Annotated in this window: 16 protein-coding genes; 6 read left to right on the forward strand and 10 right to left on the reverse strand. The window is 69.4% G+C overall.

Going from position 1 to position 18208, the window contains the following annotated elements:
- Positions 1-182 precede the first annotated feature (182 nt).
- Complete coding sequence (locus AWC24_RS23310; RefSeq protein ID WP_163705575.1) at positions 183-1757, forward strand: PGRS repeat-containing protein; 1575 nt, start codon at positions 183-185, stop codon at positions 1755-1757.
- 86 nt (positions 1758-1843) lie between these two features.
- Here the strand turns inward: AWC24_RS23310 and purQ are convergent, their stop codons facing one another.
- Entirely contained in the window at positions 1844-2518 is a 675-nt protein-coding gene (gene purQ, locus AWC24_RS09600; protein ID WP_085084298.1) for a phosphoribosylformylglycinamidine synthase subunit PurQ, read from the reverse strand.
- Positions 2515-2754, reverse strand: coding sequence for a phosphoribosylformylglycinamidine synthase subunit PurS (purS, locus tag AWC24_RS09605; RefSeq protein WP_085084300.1), 240 nt, complete (start codon positions 2752-2754; stop codon positions 2515-2517). The genes purQ and purS overlap by 4 nt, the downstream gene beginning before the upstream one ends.
- Before the next feature lie 84 nt (positions 2755-2838).
- Between purS and AWC24_RS09610 the strand changes: the two genes are divergently transcribed.
- The gene (locus AWC24_RS09610; protein WP_085084302.1) at positions 2839-3477 is read left to right on the forward strand and encodes an MBL fold metallo-hydrolase; all 639 of its coding nucleotides are present in this window, start codon (positions 2839-2841) and stop codon (positions 3475-3477) included.
- 2 nt (positions 3478-3479) lie between these two features.
- Here AWC24_RS09610 and AWC24_RS09615 read toward each other — a convergent pair whose 3' ends face one another.
- The 6 genes from AWC24_RS09615 to AWC24_RS09640 all read right to left on the reverse strand — a co-directional run bounded on the left by AWC24_RS09615 (position 3480) and on the right by AWC24_RS09640 (position 10852).
- Complete coding sequence (locus tag AWC24_RS09615; RefSeq protein WP_085084304.1) at positions 3480-5135, reverse strand: FAD-binding dehydrogenase; 1656 nt, start codon at positions 5133-5135, stop codon at positions 3480-3482.
- 19 nt (positions 5136-5154) lie between these two features.
- On the reverse strand, positions 5155-5874 hold the full coding sequence (locus AWC24_RS09620) for a DUF2334 domain-containing protein (RefSeq protein ID WP_085084306.1): 720 nt from the start codon (positions 5872-5874) through the stop codon (positions 5155-5157).
- Between the two features lie 61 nt (positions 5875-5935).
- Positions 5936-7282: a DUF2254 domain-containing protein gene (locus AWC24_RS09625; RefSeq protein WP_085084308.1), complete on the reverse strand. Its 1347-nt coding sequence runs from the start codon at positions 7280-7282 to the stop codon at positions 5936-5938.
- Entirely contained in the window at positions 7282-7770 is a 489-nt protein-coding gene (locus tag AWC24_RS09630) for a glutathione peroxidase (protein WP_085084310.1), read from the reverse strand. The genes AWC24_RS09625 and AWC24_RS09630 overlap by 1 nt, the downstream gene beginning before the upstream one ends.
- Before the next feature lie 41 nt (positions 7771-7811).
- A complete protein-coding gene (locus AWC24_RS09635; RefSeq protein WP_085084312.1) occupies positions 7812-9959 on the reverse strand; it encodes a S9 family peptidase in 2148 nt (715 codons plus the stop codon).
- Complete coding sequence (locus AWC24_RS09640) at positions 9956-10852, reverse strand: phosphoribosylaminoimidazolesuccinocarboxamide synthase (RefSeq protein ID WP_085084314.1); 897 nt, start codon at positions 10850-10852, stop codon at positions 9956-9958. The genes AWC24_RS09635 and AWC24_RS09640 overlap by 4 nt, the downstream gene beginning before the upstream one ends.
- A gap of 195 nt (positions 10853-11047) precedes the next feature.
- Here AWC24_RS09640 and AWC24_RS23315 point away from each other — a divergent pair, with 195 nt between their 5' ends.
- The 4 genes from AWC24_RS23315 to AWC24_RS09660 are packed head-to-tail and all read left to right on the forward strand — an operon-like array spanning position 11048 to position 16041.
- Positions 11048-13201 carry a cellulase family glycosylhydrolase gene (locus AWC24_RS23315; protein WP_085084316.1) on the forward strand — a complete coding sequence of 718 codons (2154 nt, stop codon included), beginning with the start codon at positions 11048-11050 and terminating at the stop codon, positions 13199-13201.
- 47 nt (positions 13202-13248) lie between these two features.
- Positions 13249-13887: a hypothetical protein gene (locus AWC24_RS09650; RefSeq protein ID WP_085084318.1), complete on the forward strand. Its 639-nt coding sequence runs from the start codon at positions 13249-13251 to the stop codon at positions 13885-13887.
- Between the two features lie 9 nt (positions 13888-13896).
- Positions 13897-14283 carry a DUF6394 family protein gene (locus AWC24_RS09655; RefSeq protein ID WP_085084320.1) on the forward strand — a complete coding sequence of 129 codons (387 nt, stop codon included), beginning with the start codon at positions 13897-13899 and terminating at the stop codon, positions 14281-14283.
- A 3-nt stretch (positions 14284-14286) separates the two neighbouring features.
- A complete protein-coding gene (locus AWC24_RS09660; RefSeq protein ID WP_085084322.1) occupies positions 14287-16041 on the forward strand; it encodes an NAD-binding protein in 1755 nt (584 codons plus the stop codon).
- Here the strand turns inward: AWC24_RS09660 and AWC24_RS09665 are convergent.
- Both AWC24_RS09665 and AWC24_RS09670 read right to left on the reverse strand, forming a co-directional pair.
- A complete protein-coding gene (locus AWC24_RS09665; protein ID WP_272937711.1) occupies positions 15953-16987 on the reverse strand; it encodes a tellurite resistance/C4-dicarboxylate transporter family protein in 1035 nt (344 codons plus the stop codon). The genes AWC24_RS09660 and AWC24_RS09665 overlap by 89 nt on opposite strands.
- Positions 16984-18207, reverse strand: a complete 1224-nt coding sequence (locus AWC24_RS09670) for a cytochrome P450 (RefSeq protein ID WP_085084326.1) — start codon at positions 18205-18207, stop codon at positions 16984-16986. The genes AWC24_RS09665 and AWC24_RS09670 overlap by 4 nt, the downstream gene beginning before the upstream one ends.
- Position 18208 lies beyond the last annotated feature (1 nt).

The following is an 18208-nucleotide window of genomic DNA, read 5'->3' on the forward strand; positions in this document are numbered from 1 at the left end:
GTCATGGACCGAACCCCGCATAAGTGGACCTCATCCTGCGTGAAAAGCAAAGTGGCCCAGGCATTCCTGAGAGTCGCGGCCTTGGGTTGTCGTGCCTTCGCATTCACGTTAGCTTAAGAAAGTCCTTACGGTCGTATGGCATTTGAACAGCACGGATCAGTCCACACCTGGGAGGTAGGTAGATGACTATCAACGAGCGCAGCACAAAGCATCGTCATGCACTCGGCACGAAAGCACGTCGTCGCAGTCGTCTGGTCGGGGCGGGGAGCTCGGCGATCGCGTTCTTGGCGTTCGGAATGGCCCCATTGGCCACCGCGCCCGACGCACACGCCGATGGACTCGACTGGCTGGTGGACCTGTTCGACCCCACCTTGATCGCAGGCTCGGCGATGGACACCACCGGGGCCGACGATGTCTTCGGCGACTCACCGTTCTGGGACCAGTTGCTGCTGGGCAACCCCGATCTGGACCCCGCAAGCGTGGTCGAGTCGTGGATGTACGACCCGTGGCACACCGCCATGGAGGCTTGGATCACCAGTGACCTGGGCCAGCAGATCGACCAGGCCCTCACTGCCTCCTACGTCGCCATGAACGGCGAGGACAGCCTCGACGGCGCCTGCGGCCTGATCTGCAACGGTGTCGACGGCACCCAGACCGATCCCGACGGTGGCGCCGGAGGGTTGTGGTTCGGCGACGGCGGCGACGGCTGGGACTCCACCGTGCAGGGTCTGGACGGCGGCGACGGCGGTGCCGCCGGGTTCTTCGGCAACGGCGGCGACGGCGGCGACGGCTGGGACTCCACCGTGGCCGGGGTGGACGGTGGTGACGGCGGTGCCGGCGGCACCGGCGGCTCGGTGATGGGCAACGGCGGGGTCGGCGGTGCCGGTGGCGACGGATACAACGCCACGGGCAACGGCGCCGGCAGCACCGCGGTGGGCTCCAACGGTGGCACCGGTGGTGCCGGTGGCGACACCAGCGATGCCGGCACCTTGATCTTCGGCAACGGCGGCGCCGGCGGTGCGGGCGGCGCCGGCGGGGACGCCACTGCCAACGGTGCCGGCGGCACCGTCACCGGTGGCAACGGCGGTGCCGGCGGCACCGGCGGTAACTCCGCGGCACCCATCGGTAATGGCGGTGAAGGCGGCGCCGGCGGGGTGGGCGGCGCCGGCGGGGAGGGCACCTCCAACGGCTTCGACGGTGATTCCACCGCCGGTGACGGCGGCATGGGCGGCACCGGTGGCACCGCCGAGAACGGCCACGGCGGCACCGGCGGGACCGGCGGCGCCGGCGGCGATGCCAGGTCGAACGGTGCCAGCGGCGTGGCCGCCGGCGGTGACGGCGGTACCGGCGGCACCGGCGGTCAGGGCCTGATCGCCGGCACCGGCGGTGACGGTGGCGCCGGTGGCGACGCCAGGGCCAACGGCGCCGGTGGCACCGCGATCGCCGGTGTCGGCGGCACCGGGGGCGTCGGCGCCGAGGGTGCGGCCGGCTCGCCCGGTGGCGCCGGCGGCAATGGCGGCGCCGGCGGCGACGCCACCACCCACGGCAGTGGTGGCGCCTCGACGGCCGGTGACGGCGGCGACGGCGGCGCGGGTGGCAACGGCGGCGCGCCCGCCGGCGAGGGCGGTCCGGGCGGTCAGGGCGGTGCCGGGGGCACCGCGACGGCGACCGGCAACGACACCGACGAGACCGACGGTACGGCCGGCGACCCCGGAGCCCAGGGGCAGCCGGGTGCGCCGTCGACCACCACTCCCTGACCCGCACCGGCGCAAAAGTGCCCGCACGCCGTCGGCGTGCGGGCACTTTTATCGCGGCGCCCGTGCGGTGGGCGGACCAGCAGTCCTCAGGCCGCCAGCACCGCGTCCAGCGCGGAGTAGAACAGCCCCAGCCCGTCGTCGCTGGGCCCGGTCAGTGCCTCGATGGCGTGCTCGGGGTGCGGCATCAGACCGACCACCCGGCCGTTGGCCGAGCTCACCCCGGCGATGTCGCGCAGCGAGCCGTTGACGTTGTCCAGGTAGCGGAACACCACCCGGCCTTCGCCCTCCAGTTCGTCGAGCACCTGCGGGGAGGCCACATAGCGACCCTCGCCGGATTTCAGCGGCACCAACAGGTCCGCGTCGGCGTCGAATCGGGAAGTCCAGGCCGTCTGGTTGGATGCCACTCGCAGCCAGACATCCCGGCAGACGAAGTGCAAACCCGCATTGCGGGTCAGCGCGCCGGGCAGCAGCCCGGCCTCGCAGAGCACCTGGAAACCATTGCAGATCCCCAGCACCGGCAGGCCGCGCTTGGCGGCGTCGACGACCTCCCCCATCACCGGGGCGAATCGGGCGATGGCGCCGGCGCGCAGGTAGTCACCGTAGGAGAACCCGCCCGGCACCACCACCGCGTCGACCCCTCTCAGGTCGGCGTCGGCGTGCCACAGGCTGACCGGTTCGGCGCCGACTAACCGGACCGCGCGTTCGGCGTCGACGTCGTCGAGGGTGCCGGGAAAGGTGATGATGCCGACCCGGATGCTCACGGCGTCTCCCGGCTGATGAACCAGTCCTCGATCACCGTGTTGGCCAGCAGTGATTCAGCGATCTCGGCGAGCGCGGCATCGTCGATCGAATCGTCGACCTCGAGTTCGAAGCGCTTGCCCTGCCGTACGTCCGACACGCCGGTGTGTCCGAGCCGGGAAAGCGCTCCGGCGATCGCCTGCCCCTGCGGGTCGAGGATCTCGGCTTTGGGCATCACGTGCACAACCACCCGGGCCACGCGCGCTCCCTACTGTCGATGAGGAATCGGTCGCGTCAACAATACCGATGCCCATCCGCGCCGCCGGAGCGCACAATCGTAGGCATGCGACTGACCCACTTCGGCCATTCCTGTCTGCTCGCCGATTTCGTCGACACCACGGTGCTGTTCGACCCCGGAATCTTCTCCCACGGGTTCGAGGGCATCATCGGTCTGTCCGCCATCCTGGTCACCCATCAGCACCCCGACCACGTCGACACGCAGCGCCTACCGGCGCTGATCGACGCCAATCCGGATGCCGCGCTCTACGCCGACCCGCAGACCGCCGCCCAGCTGGGACCGCCGTGGCGGCCGGTGCACGTCGGGGATTCCTTCGAGCTGGGCTCGCTGCGGGTGCGTGGCGTGGGTGGGCAGCACGCGGTGATCCATCCCGAGCTGCCGATGATCGACAACATCTCCTACCTGCTCGGCGACGCCGGGCACCCGGCCCGGTTGATGCACCCCGGCGACGCGTTGTTCGTGCCCGGCGAGCCGGTGGACGTGCTGGCGACCCCGGCAGCGGCGCCGTGGATGAAGATCGCCGAGGCGGTCGACTACCTGCGCGATGTGGCGCCGCGGGCCGCGGTGCCGATCCATCAGGGCATCATCGCGCCCGACGCCCGCGGCATCTACCACGGCCGGCTCGCCGAGATGGGGCGCACCGACTTTCAGGTATTGCCGCCCGAGAGCGCGGTGGCGTTCTAGGTCTAGGCGATGTCGCCGGCGGCTCCCCGGCCGGCGGCGCGACCGGAGAAGATGCACCCGCCCAGGAAGGTGCCCTCCAGCGCCCGGTAGCCGTGCACACCACCGCCACCGAAGCCGGCCACTTCGCCGGCCGCGTACAGCCCGTCGATCGGCTTGCCGTCGCCGCCGAGCACCCGGGACTCCAGGTCGGTCTCCAGGCCGCCCAACGTCTTGCGGGTCAGGATGTGCAGCTTGACCGCGATCAGCGGGCCGGCAGCCGGATCGGTCAGCCGGTGCGGGGCAACCACGCGGCCCAGCCGGTCGCCCAGGTAGGCCCGCGCCCCGCGGATCGCGGTGATCTGGCCGTCCTTGGAGAACCGGTTGGCCACCTCGCGGTCGCGCGCGGTGACCTCGGCCGCCACCGTCGCGTAGTCCAGCGGCGCCACCTCGGGCAGCTCGTTCATGCGCGCGACCAGATCACGCAGCGAATCAGCGCTGACGAAGTCGATCCCGCGGTCGACGAACGCCTGCACCGGCGGCGGCGGGCCCGACCGCACCCGCGACGTGATCAACTGCCGCAGGCTGCGCCCGGTCAGGTCCGGGTTCTGTTCCTGGCCCGAGAGCGCGAATTCCTTCTCGATGATCTTCGCGTTGAGCACGAACCAGGTGTAATCCTGCCCGGAGCGGGCGATGTGCTCCAAGGTGCCCAGGGTGTCGAAGCCGGGATACAGCGGCCCGGGCAGCCGGGCACCGGCCGCGTCCAGCCACAGCGGCGACGGGCCGGGGATGATCCGGATGCCGTGGCCCGGCCAGATCGGGTCGTAGTTGGTGATGCCCTCGGTGTAGTGCCACATCCGGTCCCGGTTGATCACCCGTCCGCCGGCCGCCTCGGTGATCCCGATCATCCGGCCGTCGACGTGCGCGGGCACCCCGGCCAGCAGTTGGGCGGGGACGCGACCCATCCGCTCCGGCCAGTTCTGGCGTACCAACTCCAGGTTGCCGCCGATACCGCCGCTGGTCACCAGCACCGCGGGCGCACGGAACTCAAACTGCCCCAACGTGTTCCGCGACGAAGCGACACCGCGCGACGCGGTCGACGGTTCCAGCACACTGCCCCGGACCCCGGTCACCCGGCCGCTTTCGACGATCAGTTCGTCGACCTGGTGGCGGTGGGCGAAGCGGACCCTGGAGCGGCCGCGCAGCCGGCTCGCGAAGATCTCGACCAGCGCGGGACCGGTCCCCCAGGTGATGTGGAACCGGGGCACCGAGTTGCCGTGGCCGATCGCGCCGTAACCGCCTCGCTCAGCCCAGCCGACCAGCGGGAAGAGCTTCAGGCCGCGGGCGGTCAGCCAGCTGCGTTTCTCGCCGGCCGCGAAGTCGACGTAGGCGTGCGCCCATTGGCGCGGCCAGTGGTCGCACGCGCGGTCGAAGCTCGCGGTGCCCAGCCAATCCTGCAGTGCCAGTTCGTGGCTGTCGCGCACCCCCAGCCGCCGCTGCTCGGGACTGTCGACGAAGAACAGGCCGCCGAAGGACCAGAACGCCTGCCCGCCCAGATTCGCGCTGTTCTCCTGATCGACGATCAGCACCCGCTGGCCGCGCTCCACCAGTTCGCAGGCCGCCACCAGGCCGGCCAGACCCGCCCCGACGATGATCGCGTCGGCGTCCGCCCTATCGCTCATGGCGTTCCAGGGTAACGACTCAGGCGCTCAGCCCCGAGCCCACGTCGGCCACGTCGGCCGCGACCGGCCACCGGTAGCGTGCCGGTCGGCAGCCATGGCCCAGCGCCGTGTCCACCGCGTCCAGCATGGCCGCCACCGCGCCGGGGTTGCTCAGCTGTCGAGCGCCCACCGACAGCCGCACCATCCCGCCGCGGCGTGCGATGCGTTCACTGGTCGCCACCACCATCCGGCACCACCAGGGTGCCGTGAGAAAACCGGCCCCGATGCCGACCACCCGGGCCCGCACGGTGTGATCGAGCACCAGGTCGGTCACCGTGTGCAGGCCGGCGAGAAGACGGAACCCGTTGCGCGGCAAGGCCAGCACGGTTCCCGGCGATACCGTCCAGCCCGGCGCTGCGAACAGCCGGGTGCGCAACCCGAGGTGCTCCAGTACCCGGTCGGCGCCCAGTAACCGCAGGTTGGCCTCGTGCGCGGGCAGCGTGGCGAACTCGCCGCGGCGCTTCTTGGTGGCCGCCTCATCGAAACCGTGCAGCACGATCGCGGCGCCGTCCGCCCTCCGCTGCGTCAGCCAGTCGACGGTGCGCGGATCACGGTCGAGCCGGTAGTCGGCGCCCAGCCGCGGGGCGACCAGCAGCGACACCGGCACGGCGCGCGAGTCCAGTTGCGCGCAGAACGCCTCGGCGTCGGCGCGGCTGCGGGCACCGATACCCGAAACGGAGACGATCAGCTGGCCGGTCACGCCATCATTGTGACCGGCGCAGATGGCCGGCCGGTGACATCGGAGAAGACGTCAGCTGGCGTTACGGGTGCACCCGGCGGCGGCGGCTGTGGTTGGCCGGATCGGTGCTGTTGGCGGCGATCGCCCGCAGCCGGGCCAGATCGCGGGGATGCAGGTTCGGCATCTTGGCGAGCGAGTCCAGCAGCAGGTCGGCCTGCTCGCGCAGCGCGGGAAGATGCTCCGGACGGCCGGCCTCCTCGACATGACCGGCCAGCATCCGCAACACCCGCAGGATCGCCGCCGCCACCATGGGCTGAGCCGGTGCGACCTGACGGAGCTGATCGAAGCCGTGCGCGATGTACTCGTTGGCGTTGAGGCCCCAGGGCCGCAGCAGTGTCCGGCCTTCCGGGCCGGCCACCGCGACCAGCGGCAACGGCGCGACCAGCAGGCGGCGCAGCAGGCTGCCCACCCGCAGCGTCGCCTCCACCGCGGTGGTGGGGTCGTTGATCGCCGAACTCAGCGCACGCAGACCGATGTCGACGAGTTGGCGGAACGCGAAGTCGATGTCTTCCTGCATGGTGCGGCTGTCGCTGACGGCGATCGCCCTGGTCAGCTTCTGCCGCACCCGGTCGGGGTTGTCCGGCGCCGGCCAGATGGTGACCAGCGGCTGGCCCAGATGGATGTAGGCGCCGACGCGGGTGTCCAACCGGATCTTGGTGTTCGGCGGGATGGCGGCCAACAGCCGCCGGGTGTCGACCCGGCTGATCCAGCCGTTGCCCGGCGAGGTCAGTCGCAGCGCGTCCCGCGGAGCGTCCATGTCCGTTTCCGGGGCGGGTTGCTCGTCGGCTGCGGCGGCCACGACGGCATCGATCACCATCGAGCCCTCCGCCGCGATCTCCCGCACCACCTGTCCGACCTCGAGCCGATGGGCCAGGTGGTCGATGTGGGCGATGATCGTGATCACCGTGACGATCGTCAGTACAACCGCGACCGTCACCGTCACCGGCGGCGCGCGGTGCGGCGAGGATCCGTCCAGATCCGGCAGGCTCAGCACGCAGTACACGAATGTCGCGACCAGCAGGCCGATCACAACCTGGCTGAGCCGATCCCGAATGAACCAGCGCATCACCCGCGGCGACAGCTGCGAACTCGCCAGCTGCAGGCTGACGATGGTCAGCGAGAAGATCACTCCCGCGGTGGTGATCGTCGCGCCGGCGATGGTGGACAGCAGCCAGGTGGCCACACCGCTGTCCATCTTCATCAGGAAGCGGGGCGACGGCCCGACGTGCCGATCGAGCACTCGGCTGCCGACGGCCAACAGCATGCCGCCGAACACGATCAGCAGCGGCAGCAGAAACAGGCTCTCGCGAAACCGGTAAGCCAGCGCCAACGCCCGCACACTCGGGAAGCGCTCCGAGCTGGTACGCATCAGCTTGGCAGGACCGCCTCGATGGCGGCGACCACCTCGGGTGCATCGGGCACCGTGGTGGGCCGGAAGCGATTTGCCACCACCGGTCCCGGGGCGAGCAGAAACTTCTCGAAATTCCATTGCACATCGCCGGCGGCGCCATCGGCGTCGGCGGTCTTGGTCAACTCCGCATACAGCGGGTGACGGTCATCGCCGTTGACGTCGGTCTTGGCCAGCAGCGGGAAAGTCACTCCGTAGGTGGTCGAGCAGAAGGTCTGGATCTCCTCGGCGGTCCCGGGCTCCTGGCCCATGAACTGGTTGCAGGGCACGCCCAGCACCGTCAGGCCGCGGTCGGCGTAGTCCCGGGCGAGTTTCTCCAGGGCGCTGTATTGGGGGGTGAGCCCGCATTTGGAGGCGACGTTGACGACCAGCACCGCTCGATCGGCGTAGTCGGCCAGCGACGTGGACTGGCCGTCGAGGGCGGTCAGCGGGATATCGGCGAGGCTCATGGCCGCGAGGTTACCCGCTGCCGGTGGCGGCTGCGATCAGCTCAGCACGATCGGTGTTCGCGGGGAACATCGCAGCCGGACATCGCCAGCAGCCAGGCGTAGCAGAACGCGGTTTCCTTCCAGCGTTCGTACCGCCCGGAGATGCCGCCGTGGCCGGCGCTCATCTCGGTTTTCAGCAGCACCTGGCCGGCGTCGGTCTTGTTGTGCCGCAGCGCCGCAACCCACTTGGCCGGCTCGACGTAGAACACCCTGGTGTCGTGCAGTGACGTGATCGCCAGAATGGGCGGGTAGTGCCGGGCGGTGACGTTCTCATACGGCGAATAGGACTTCATGTAGAGGTAGACGTCCTTGTCGTCCAACGGATTTCCCCACTCGTCCCACTCGGTGACCGTCAGCGGCAGCGACGGGTCCAAGATGGTGGTCAGCGGGTCGACGAACGGAACCTGGGCCACCACGCCGGCGAAGAGCTCCGGGGCCAGGTTGGTGACCGCGCCCATCAATAATCCGCCCGCACTGCCACCCATCGCCACCAGCCGCCCCGGCTGGCAGACCCCGGCCCCGGCCAGGTGGCGTGCCACGGCGACGAAGTCGGTGAAGCTGTTCTTCTTCTCCAGCAACTTGCCGTGCTCGTACCAGAGCCGGCCCAGCTCGCCGCCACCGCGGACGTGCGCGACGGCGAAGACCATGCCCCGGTCCAACAGCGACAGTCGGGCGATCGAGAACTGCGGATCCTCACACATCTCATACGCGCCGTAGCCGTAGAGCAGGGTCGGCGCCGGTAGTTCGACACCGGCCCGGTGCACCACCGAGACCGGGATGCGGGTGCCGTCCTCGCCGTAGGCCCAGTCGCGGTACTCCACGTAGTCTTCACGGCGGTAGTCGCCGAGCACCGGCTGTTCCCGTAGCAGCGTGTGCGCGCCGGTCGCGAGGTCGATGTCGTAGATGCGAACCGGCGTGATGAACGACGTCGCACCCACCCGGAGTTTGGGGCAGTCCCAGTTCGGGTTGGCCGCCAGGCCCGAGGAGGTCAACTCGGTGTCGAAGGTGATCTCCTGCGGCGGTGCATAATCGCCGTCGCTGCTGATCGGCCACAACTGCAGGCGCGGCAGCCCCTCGGCGCGGTAGCCGACGACGAGGTGGTGCGCGAAGGCGTCCACCCCGTCGAGCCGGACGTCATCAGCTCCGGCGATCAGGGTCTGCTGCGCGGCCGGGTCGCCCGCCTCGGCCACCGCCACCTGCACCAGGGTGAAGTTGACCGCACCGTCGTTGTGCAGGATCAGAAACCGGTCGCGGCCGTCGAGGACGGCGTGCTCCACCGAGTACTCGACGCCCTCGCGGCGGGGCAGCACCACGGTGAATTCCGCACGCGGGTCGGCCGCGTCGGCGTAGCGCACCTCGGAAGTGATCGCCGAACCGGCGGCGATCAGCACGTAGGCGTCGCTGCGAGTGCGGCCCACCGCCAGCCAGAACCGCTCGTCGTCCTCGTGATAGACCTGCTCGGCGGGTTGACCGGAGCCGATACCGTAGCGCCACACCGTGTCCGGACGCCAAGCCGCGTCGACCGTGGTGTAGTAGACGGTGCGACTGTCGGTCGCCCAGGTCACCCCCGCGCCGATACCGGCGATCTCGTCGGGGAACAATTCGCCGGTGCGAAGATCCTTGAACCGCAGCGTGTAACGCTCGTCGCCCACGACGTCGACGGAGTACGCCAGGACGTTGCCATCGGGGCTGACACCGGCTGCGCCCAGCGCGAAGAAATCGTGCCCCTCGGCCTCGGCGTTCTGGTCCAGCATCACCTGCTCACCGGGAATCTCGGTCGCCTCGTCGAGCCGAGGTGGATCCCAGTCGTCCGGCGAGCTGACCGGGCAGCGGCATTGGACGCCGTACTGCTTACCCTCGAAGGTCCGCGCGTAGTACCACCAATCACCGCGCCGGGTGGGCACCGACAGGTCGGTCTCCTTGGTGCGGGCCTTGATCTCGTCGAAGATGCGCTGGCGCAACGGTTCCAGGTGCGCGGTAGCGGCATCGGTGTAGGCGTTCTCGGCGTCCAGATGAGCGATCACCGCAGGATCGGACTTGTCGCGCAACCATTCATAGGGGTCGACGAAGACGTCCCCGTGGTGGGTGCGGGTACTGTCCACCCGCTTGGCCGACGGGGGATCCGGCAGCGCTCGCGAAACCTCGGTCATGCCCCGGGGCCAACCCAGTCATCGAAGGACAGGCCCGAGATCCGTTCGTAGGCCTCGATGTAACGGGCGCGGGTGGCGGCGATGATGTCGTCCGGCAACGCCGGCGGCGCCTGGTCACCGGCCCGGTCCCAGCCGGACTCGGGACTGGTGAGCCAGTTGCGGACGAACTGTTTGTCGAAGCTGTCCTGCACCACCCCGGCCTGGTAATGATCGGCCGGCCAGTACCGCGACGAGTCGGGGGTGAACACCTCGTCGGCCAGCAGCAGATTGCCGTGGTCGTCGGCGCCGAACTCGAACTTGGTGTCGGCGATGATGATGCCCTTCTTCAGCGCGTGGTCGGCCGCCTGCACGTAGGTCGCGACGGTGCGATCACGCAACTGGCTGGCCCGCACCGGCCCCACCACGTCGATGACCTGCGCGAACGAGATGTTCTCGTCGTGTTCGCCGATCTCGGCCTTGGTGGCGGGGGTGAACAGCGGGTTGGCGAACCTGCTCGCCTCCACCAGCCCCGGCGGCAGCGGGATCCCGCAGACCGATCCGCTGCGCTGGTAGTCCAGCAGGCCCGAGCCGGTCAGGTAGCCGCGCGCCACGCACTCGATCGGCATCATCTGCAGTTCACGCACCACCAGCGCCCGGCCCAGCACCTCGTCGGGGACGCGCGGGTCGTCGGGCGGTCCCGCCAGGTGGTTGGGCGCGTCGACGAGGTCGAAGAAGAAGACGCTCATCGCGGTGAGGATGCGCCCCTTGTCGGGGATCTGGCTGTCGAGGATGTAGTCGAACGCCGAGATCCGGTCGGTGGCGACGAACAGTAGGTGGTGATCGTCGATTCGGTAGAGTTCGCGGACTTTGCCGCTGGCCAGGTGCTGGTAGTCGGAGAGCGCGGGACGCGACATTGCGCCAGCCTAATGGGAATCGATCGGCGTGTCCTTGACGGGGATCTTGGTTCTTGAACGGGAACGCTGATCACCGAGGCCCTGGCCGGTCGTCCACAAACCCGGACAGCGGCTCACCCCATCACGTACAGTATTTTGTCAGGTGCCTCACATAAAACGCATACTTGAAATCCGGCCACGAGGGATCGTCCAGCCATGACCCATGCACACACCGTCTCGGAGAATCGCCGGCCGCCTCGGATGAGTGGCCGGACCCGACTGGCCGGCGCAGCCGTGGCGGCCGGGGTGTCGTTCGGGTTCGGGCTGGCCCCGGTGAACGCCCCGACCGCCCACGCCGAGGTCATCGAGGACGTCTTCGATCAGCTGCTGGCCGGGATCGCCGCCGACTGGGGCGACCCGTTTACAGCGTCGGCCACCACCTTCGACGTCACCGACTGGTTCCAGCACTCGATCTACCTCCCGGTGCACGACGGACTTCAGCAGTGGCTGGACAGCACAGCCGGCCAGCAGGTGGCCGAGTTCCTCAACGGGTTCGGCTCCCATGTGATCGGTGACGGGGCCGCCGGCACCGCAGACAACCCGAACGGCGGCGCGGCCGGCTGGTTGTTCGGCGATGGCGGCGCCGGCTGGGCCAGCGACCAGGCCGAGGTCGGCGGCGGCACCGGCGGCGCGGCAGGCCTGTTCGGCAACGGGGGGGCCGGCGGCGCGGGCGGCGCCGGGGCTCACGGCGGCGCGGGCGGCGCCGGCGGCTGGCTGCTGGGCAACGGCGGCGCCGGCGGTGACGGCGGTGTCGGCGGCGACGGCGGCGACGGCGGCAACGGCATCGGGCTGTTCGCCGCCGGCGGGCACGGCGGTGACGCCGGCGACGGCGACAGCATCCGGTCCGTTGCCGGGCACCCGGTGCCGGCCCTGGGCGGGGCCGGCGGCAACCCGGGGTTGGCGGGCACCCACGGCGCGGTCGGCGCCTTCGGTACCGCGGACGGCGGCCCGCCCACCGGCAGCGGTGCCTTCACCACCGTCGGCACCTGGCTCACCGACGCCGACGGCCGGGTGCTGATCCTGCACGGCGTCAACGAGGTCAACAAGGGTGCGCCGTTCACCCCGGAGGCCAATCACTTCGACGAGCAGCACGCGGCGTACCTGGCCGCCAACGGCGTCAACGCGGTGCGGGTCGGCGTCATCTGGGCCGGGGTGGAGCCCAAACCCGGCGTAATCGACTACGACTATCTGGCGTCGATCAAAGCCACCGTGGACATGCTCGCCAAGCACGGCATCGTCAGCATCATCGACATGCACCAGGATCTGTACAGCGACACCATCACCGGCATCGGTGACGGGGCGCCGGAGTGGGCGGTGCAGACCGGCGATGCGCTCAACATCAACTTCGGCTGGCCGTGGAACTATCCGCTCAACTTCGCGGTCAACCATGCGTGGGACGCGTTCTGGACCAACTCCGCGGCACCGGACGGGATCGGCCTGCAGAACCACTACGCCGCGATGTTCCAAGCTGTCGCCGGCTACTTCAACGGCAACCCGAACGTCGCCGGCTACGAGATCATGAACGAACCCTGGCCGGGAGGGTCCTATCTGTCGGCCGCGTTCGGCAACCCGTTCTTCGACACCCAACAGCTGTCGCCGTTCTACGACCAGGTGACGGCGGCGATCCGGTCGGTCGACCCGGCCACCCCGATCCTGTTCGAGCCGAACACGCTGTTCGGGAACCTGCCGGTGCCCACCCACGTGACCCCGCCGGACGACCCCAACGCCATCTTCGCGTTCCACAGCTACTGCCCGTGGTTCGAAGTCCTGGGCACCGACATCGGTTGCGCGACCTACGAGGGCTTCATCGCGGATCAGGCCGCCGCCTACGCCAAGACACACGACCTGCCGGCGATGCTCACCGAGTTCGGCAACACCACCGTTCCCAGCGTCATCGGCGGTGCGACCGGCGCGGCAGATAAGCACGGATTCGGCTGGCTGTTCTGGGATTACAACAACGTGCTGGTCGGTGACATGGCGAAGCCGCCGACCGGGGACAACGTGGCGACCGACGCGATGCTCACCCTGGCCGCGCCATACCCGCAGGCGGTGTCCGGCATCCCGGGCACCTGGTCATTCACCGACGGCACCTTCGCGTTCAGCTACTCCACCGCGATGGCCGACGGCTCGGGCCAGTTCGTCGCCGGCGCGCACACCGACATCTCGGTGCCGACCAGCATCTACCCGGACGGCTACCAGGTGGTGGTCACCGGCGGCGAGGTCGTCTCCGACCCGAACGCCCCGGTGCTGGTGATCGCCTCCGACGCAGGCGCTTCCACCGTCACGGTGACGGTGACGCCCAACAGCTGAGCACCACCACCGCACCGGACGGCGTCAACTGTGCTGGGATCAACGACATGACGTCACGGTTGCTGCCCTACGCCACCTCCCCCGGCCGCCTGCTGGCCCAGCTGTTCAGCGACGCCGTCGTCGCGGTCTGGACCTTCCTGTGGGTGCTGGTGGCGCTGGCCGTGCACGGGGCCGTCGCCACCATCGCCGGGGTTGGACGGCAGTTCGAGCAAGGCGCCAACGGGGTGGCCGAGAGCCTGACCTCGGCCGGGCACAGCGCGGATCGCATTCCGCTGGTGGGCGATGCGGTGAGCAAGCCGCTGACCGCGGCAGGGGAGGCGGCAGTCGACATCGCCGGCGCCGGCCACAACCTGAACACCACCGCCGGCTGGCTGGCCTACCTGCTGGCGATCGCGGTGGCGGCGCCACCGATCCTGGCGGTCGCGATGCCATGGCTGGCGTTGCGGCTGCGGTTCTTCCTGCGCAAACGGGCGGTGCTGGCGCTGGCCGCCACCCCGGCCGGCCTGCAGTTGCTGGCACTGCGCGCACTGGCGACCCGGCCGCACCGCGCGCTGACCGCGGTCAGCCCCGACCCGGTCGGCGCGTGGCGGCACCAAGACCTCGCCGTCATCGCCGGGCTCGCCGCCGTCGAGCTACGGTCTGCCGGCCTGGCGCGACATCCCCGATCGGCGAGCGCGGCGAGTTAGGCTGCGGTCGTGAACCTCGAGAAGGTGGTTTTCGGCTTCTTCGTGTTGCTAGCGGCGACATTGAATTTCGGGTTCTTCGTCGGCGACATCGGCGACCCGGTCATCCACAACCCCTGGGAGCTCTTTCTCGCCCTCATCGTCGCCTTCATCACCTCGATCCTGAAGTTCGGCGACCGCACCCAGCTCGGTGCGGTCCACCTGGCGACCAGCCTGGTCGCGCTACTGCAACTCGCTGCCGCAGCGACGATGTGGGTCTACTACACCCAGGTGTCCAGCTACGGGCTGGACACCCATGCCATCGCCAGCGTGGTGTCGCTGTCCGGCGGTGCGCTGCTGGCCAACATCGTGTCGGTCACGCTGCTGGTGGTCGAAACGGCGTCCTTCAGACGTCGATAGCAGATGCCCAACGCCCTGCACCTCTTGACGTTCTGGACCCGGCGACCGAACAAGCCGCGGCCCAAGCCGATCCGAGTCCCGACGACGGTCGAGACCACCGAGGTCATCTTCTTGTTCATGCGGCGAATGCGGGCACCGTTCATTGTCGTCATCGCCACGTTCAGCGTCTGCACCACCGGTTTGATGCTGATGCCCGGTGTCGATGCGCAGGGCAACCCCTACCGGCTGACCGTCTTCGACGCGTTCTATCAAATGACGATCACGTTGACGACGGTCGGCTACAGCGAGGTTCCGCACGCCTTCAGCTATCCGCAGCGGATGTGGCTGTCGATGTCGATCTACCTGGTCGTGATCAGTTGGGCCTTCGCCATCGGAGTCTTCTTCTCCGTCATCAACGACACCGCCTTTCAGGACGCCATCGCCGCGCAGCGGTTTCGCCGGCAGGTCCGCCGGATGATCGAGCCCTTCGTCATCATCGCCGGCTACGGCCAGGCCGGCCGGGCCGTCGGCGCCGAACTCGACGAACATGGGCGCCGGTTCGTCGTCATCGATAAACAGGAATCCAGAGTCGCATCGGTGATATCGGCGCAACTCAGTTCGGACGTCCCGGCGATCGAGGGAGACTGCGCCAGCCCGCCGGTGCTCGGCGTGGCCGGCCTCGCTCATCGCGACTGCGAGGGTGTCCTGGCGTTGACGAACGATGATGACGCAAACCTCGCGGTGGTGATGACCGTGGCATTGCTGCGGCCAGAAGTGCCCGTGTTCACCCGCTGCAGCGACCCGAAGATCCAGGCCCGTATCGAGCGCTTCTCTCCGGCGGGAATCATCAACCCCGCGGACCGGTTCGGTGACTACCTCGCGCTGTCCATCCACCGTCCGGTCAATCATCAGCTGCTTCGCTGGCTGATGGACAACGAAGAAGACCAGCTGCCGCCGGTGCGGCGGGGACTGACCACCGGCCGCTGGGTGGTCTGCGCCGATCCCGAGTTCGGTGACGAACTGGTGCGTGATCTCACCGCCAGTGGGCTGACCGTTGACCTCGTCGACCCCGCCGACGACGAACTCGACGTCGCCGATGCGATCGGATTCATCGCCGGGACGAGTAGCGATACCACGAACATCGCCGTAGCCGAGCAGGCCAGGCTGGCCAACACCGACGTCTATCTGGTAGTCCGCCAACAGACGAACGCCAAGAAGGCACTGCTCGACGCCTTGCAGATCGACTCGGTTTACATCGCCCCGGAACTCGTTGCCCGCGAGGTTCTGGCCCGAACCCTCACACCGGTGTTCTGGAGCTTCGTTGAACACGTCTTCGGGCGCGATGAAGCGTGGGCCATCGGGGTGCGCGATCACCTGCAGAAGTCCTGCGGGCGGCGCACGCCCAGTCGTGATGTCCTCGTGTTGTCGGCCGAGCAGGCTCCGGCGATCACGGACTGGCTGCGACGGGGAGAAACGCTGACGCTGGGCGATCTGATCCGCCGGCCCGACGACCGGGAGCTACGGTTGCCGCTGGCCGCGTTGGTGCTGATGCGAGACGGTGCGTCGACGTTCATGCCGGACCCGGACACCACACTGGCGCTCGACGACCAGGTGCTGCTCGTCGGCAAGCCCGAGGGACTGTCCCAGGTACGCGAAGTCTGCAACTACCCGGCCACGGTGGAATACCTGGCTACCGGCCGCGACGTGCCCTTGACGTGGGTATGGGCCAGGCTGACCGCGCGGAGGCGCCGCCGCGCCGGCGCAGCGCGGCCGCACTGAGGGCTCGCGCGCGCAGCAATCCGGCGACCGCCACGATCGCCCACGCCGTCAGCGCGTTCCAGAAGAAAATCAACGACACCGTCGCCAGTGCGGGCGCCGTTAGCTCGGCTGCCATCGCAGCGGTGGCCGCCGAATACATCCCCAACGGGAACACCAGCGCCCACCAGGCCCCGGTGACGTGCAGCACCGCCGGGCTGCGGTTGATCCGGTGCAGCACGAAGTAGATCAGCGGCGGGATCCACGCACTGGCCACCACCCAGGTGACGATGGTCACGGCGCGCACCGGCCCGGCCAGCCAGTCCGCCGCCCCGACGTAGATGTCGTGGCCGGCCAACGTGGCGATCGCCAACGCCCCCATCAGGATCCAGTCGTCGGGCGCGAAACCGTCCCGGTCCTTGCGCTCGTGGACGGCGCGCCACAGGATCAACCAGGCCATGCCGGTATAGATCGCGATCGCCAGCAGCCAGAGCGCCGTGGCCGCCGCCGCCCAGCCGCGATCACCGGGGTGGCGGGCGACCTGCGCGGCGAGGATCGCCAGGCCTGACGTCCCGACGCTGGCCAGCTCCCAGGCGCCGTGGGCTCGGCCGCGTAGCGCGGCCAGGCCCCGCGACGCCATGTTGCGGCAGCTCAACACCGTCAGCGCCAGCCATGCCGACAGCGCCACCACCCCCAGCGCGCGCACCAGCACCGGGTGGGCGACCAGCCGCGCATCCAGCACCGCGCACGCGGCGACGAAGGTGAACAACCGCAGCGTGACGTCGGGATCGCGAAGATCCCAGCGGGTGATGGCGCCGGCGGCGATCACCGCCAGCAGCACCATCACCGCGGTGGCCAGGGCACCGAGAAACGCGGAGAGCCAACGGTAGCCGTGGTCGGCGGCGGCGATCGACAGAATGCCGGTCGCCATCACCACCGCGAAGGCGTCCGGCTCCAGCCGCCGTCTCACGGTCGCAGTTCCACGATCAGGTGCCGCATTCCGGTGTGCCGGTTGCTGCGAGTCCATTCCACCGGGGCGGCCACCGTCACTTCACCGAACCGGCCCAGCAGCTCCTCGTAGAGCACCCGCAGTTCCATCCGGGCCAGATGCGCCCCCAGGCAGAAGTGGACACCATGACCGAATCCGATGTGCGGGTTGGGTTTCCGAGTGATGTCGAATTCGTCGGCGCGTTCGAACACGGCGCGATCACGATTGGCCGAACCCTCCCACACCAGCACCTTCTGGCCGGCTTCGACCGTCTGCCCGCCCAGCATCGTGCGCCGGGTGGCGGTGCGCCGCTTCGACGGCGACGGTGAAGTCCAGCGGATGATCTCCTCGATCGCGGAGGGCAGCAGGCCGAAATCACCGCGCAACGCCCGCAATTGGCCCGGGTGCTGCGCCAGCGCCAGCAGCCCGCCGGCGATGGCGTTGCGGGTGGTCTCGGCGCCGGCGCTGAACAACAGCTGGAAGAACAGGTACGCCTCCAGGTCGCTCAGGCCCGGGTCGGCGGAGTTGGCCACCACCGACAGCATGTCGTCGGTGGGGGCGGCCCGCTTGGCGGCAATGAGCTCCCGCCCGTAGGTGTAGACCTCGTTGTCGGCGTCCTGGCTGGACAGCCGCGGCACCACCGCCGCGCGGGAGCCGCGGAAGTCGAAGCTGGGCTCGATGGCCTCGAACAGCCAGTGCCGGTCGGCTTCGGGGACGCCCAGCAGGATGCAGATCATCTGCATCGGCAGCTCGGCGGCCAGGTCGACCAGGAAGTCGAAGGGCACTCCCGGCTCTACGGTGTCCAACAGCATCCGCGCCCGACGCCGCAGGTCCGTTTCGACGCGGCGGATCATCCGCGGTGTCAGCCCGGAACTGACCAACCGCCGGACCTGCGCGTGCCGCGGGTCGTCCATCATGTTCAGCAGCCCGCCGGCGATCGGCAGATCCTGCAGCACGGTGCCGCCGAACGGCCGGGTCCCGCCGGTCACCGAGGAATAGGTCTCCGCGTCGCGCAGTACCTCGAGGGTTTCGGCATGAGTGGCCACTGACCAGAACCCTTGCCCGTCCGGGGTGTGCGCGGTCGGTTCGTGCCAGAACACCGGGGCCAGCCGCCGGTGCAGCGCGAACAACTCGTGCGGGAAGCCGCCCGCGAAGTTGTCCAGATCGGTGAAGTCGATCGTCGCGAGCTGCTGGGCGCTCATG

It is taken from the genome of Mycolicibacter senuensis (assembly GCF_002101885.1).
Lineage (GTDB): Bacteria > Actinomycetota > Actinomycetes > Mycobacteriales > Mycobacteriaceae > Mycobacterium > Mycobacterium senuense.